At 76.5% G+C, this 1,956-nt stretch carries 1 protein-coding gene and 1 pseudogene; one reads left to right on the forward strand and one right to left on the reverse strand.

From position 1 onward, the window contains the following. Positions 1–847: response regulator transcription factor (locus QMK28_RS33860; RefSeq protein ID WP_326443530.1), on the reverse strand; the 847-nt coding region annotated here is incomplete at its 3' end. Positions 848–961: 114 nt separating this feature from the next. On the opposite strand from QMK28_RS33860, the pseudogene QMK28_RS33865 reads away from it, so the two are divergent. After that, positions 962–1,666: pseudogene (locus QMK28_RS33865) on the forward strand (glycosyltransferase family 2 protein); the annotation flags it as partial. Between the last annotated feature and the right edge of the window lie 290 nt (positions 1,667–1,956).

Below are 1,956 nucleotides of genomic sequence, written 5' to 3' on the forward strand. Positions count from 1 at the left end.
GCGGGGGGGGGGCGGGGTGGGGGTGGGGGGTGGGGGGGGGGGGGGGCGAGCCGGGGGCCGGCGCCGGGGCCGGGGGAGCGGCGGTGTCCGGGTTCACCGCCTCCGTCCCCGTCGATTCCGGCCCCGCCGCGTCGAAGCGGTAACCGACGCCCCACACGGTCGTGATCAGCCGGGGCGCTGCCGGGTCGTCCTCGACCTTGCCGCGCAGTCGCCGCACATGGACGGTGACGGTGGACAGATCCCCGAACTCCCACCCCCACACCTCGCGCATCAACCGCTCGCGGCTGCACGCCCGGCCCGGGTGCCGGAGCAGAAAGGCCAGCAGGTCGAACTCGCGCAGCGTCAGGGCGAGTTCCCGGCCGCCCTTGGTGGCGCGGCGGCCCTTCGGATCGAGTTCGAGACCGGCCGCGCGCAGCGGCGTCCCGTCCCGTTCGGGCGCGACGGCGGCGCTGCGCCGCAGTACGGACTCCACCCGCAGCACCAGCTCGCGCGGGCTGAACGGCTTGGTGACGTAGTCGTCCGCGCCTATCTCCAGGCCGAGGATGCGGTCGTCCTCGTCGCCCCGCGCGGTGAGCATGATGACCGGCACCGGCCCCTTGGCGCGCAGGATGCGGCACACCTCCAGGCCGTCCATGCCGGGCAGCATGAGATCGAGTACGACGAGGTCGGGCCACCGGGCGGCGGCGCGCTCCAGCGCGGCGGGGCCGTCCGGGGCGAGGTCGACGACGAAGCCCGCGCGGTCGAGGTAGCGGGCCACGACCTCGGAGACGGTCGGGTCGTCGTCCACCACGAGCACATGGCCGGGGGCGGTGCCGGGAGCCGGTCCCGGCGGTGGCGTCGTCTGCATGCCCCCAGCGTGTCACCGGTCGCGGGCGGACGTCGCGGTCCGGCCCGCCACCCGGATGGACGTCCGTGTTTCGTAAGAATCCAAAGTCTGAAATGTCGCGTTTCTCTTCGTAGTGTGGTCCGTGTGACCGACTCGACAACAGCCGCACCGCACACCGTCCGGGTGGACGTCGTCCTCCCTTGCCTCGACGAGGCCGCCGCCCTGCCGTGGGTGCTCGAACGCATCCCGGCGGGCTGGCGGGCCATCGTCGTGGACAACGGCTCCACCGACGGCTCCGCGGACCTCGCCCGCTCCCTCGGCGCCACCGTCGTGCGGGAACCGCGGCGCGGCTTCGGAGCCGCCTGCCATGCCGGACTGCTCGCGGCGGACGCCGACCTCGTCTGCTTCTGCGACTGCGACGCCTCCCTGGACCCCGGCCTGCTGGCCGGCCTCGCGGCCCTCGTACGGGACGGCTCAGCCGACCTCGTGCTGGGGCGCCGGCGCCCGCAGAGCCGCGGGGCCTGGCCGCCGCACGCCCGGCTCGGCAACCTCGCGCTGGCCCGCATGCTGCGACGCCGTACGGGCCTGCGGCTGCGCGACCTCGGCCCGATGCGGGTCGCCCGCCGCGAGGCGCTGCTCGGCCTGGGTCTCACCGATCGGCGTAGCGGCTACCCGCTGCAAATGGTCGTGCGGGCCGCGGATGAGGGGTGGCGGATCGCGGAACGGGACGTTCCGTACCGGCCGCGTGCCGGGAAGTCCAAGGTCACCGGCACCTGGCGGGGGACCTGGCATGCGGTGCGCGATATGCGGGCGGTGCTGCGGGAGGGTACGGAGCGCCCATGGGGCGCGGCGGGGGCGCGAGGCGCGCGGAGTGCGCGAGAGGTTCCGGCGACGGCTGGGCCCGGTGAGCCTGGGACGGCTGCGACGGGTGCGCCTTCCGCAGCACGGCCCGGCGCGTCCGCCGCCCCGCCTTCGGCCGGGCCGACCGCCCCGTCCGTGACGACGCCGCCCCGAGCGGCGGACGCTCGATGACCGCCGCCGCGCCAACCGCCGCCGAGCCGGCCCCTAACGAGCCCCCCCCCCCCCCCCCCCCCCCCCCCCCCCACCCCCCCCCCCCCCCCCCCCCCCCC

It is taken from the genome of Streptomyces sp. H27-D2 (genome assembly GCF_035828615.1).
In the GTDB taxonomy this organism is placed as follows: Bacteria; Actinomycetota; Actinomycetes; order Streptomycetales; family Streptomycetaceae; genus Streptomyces.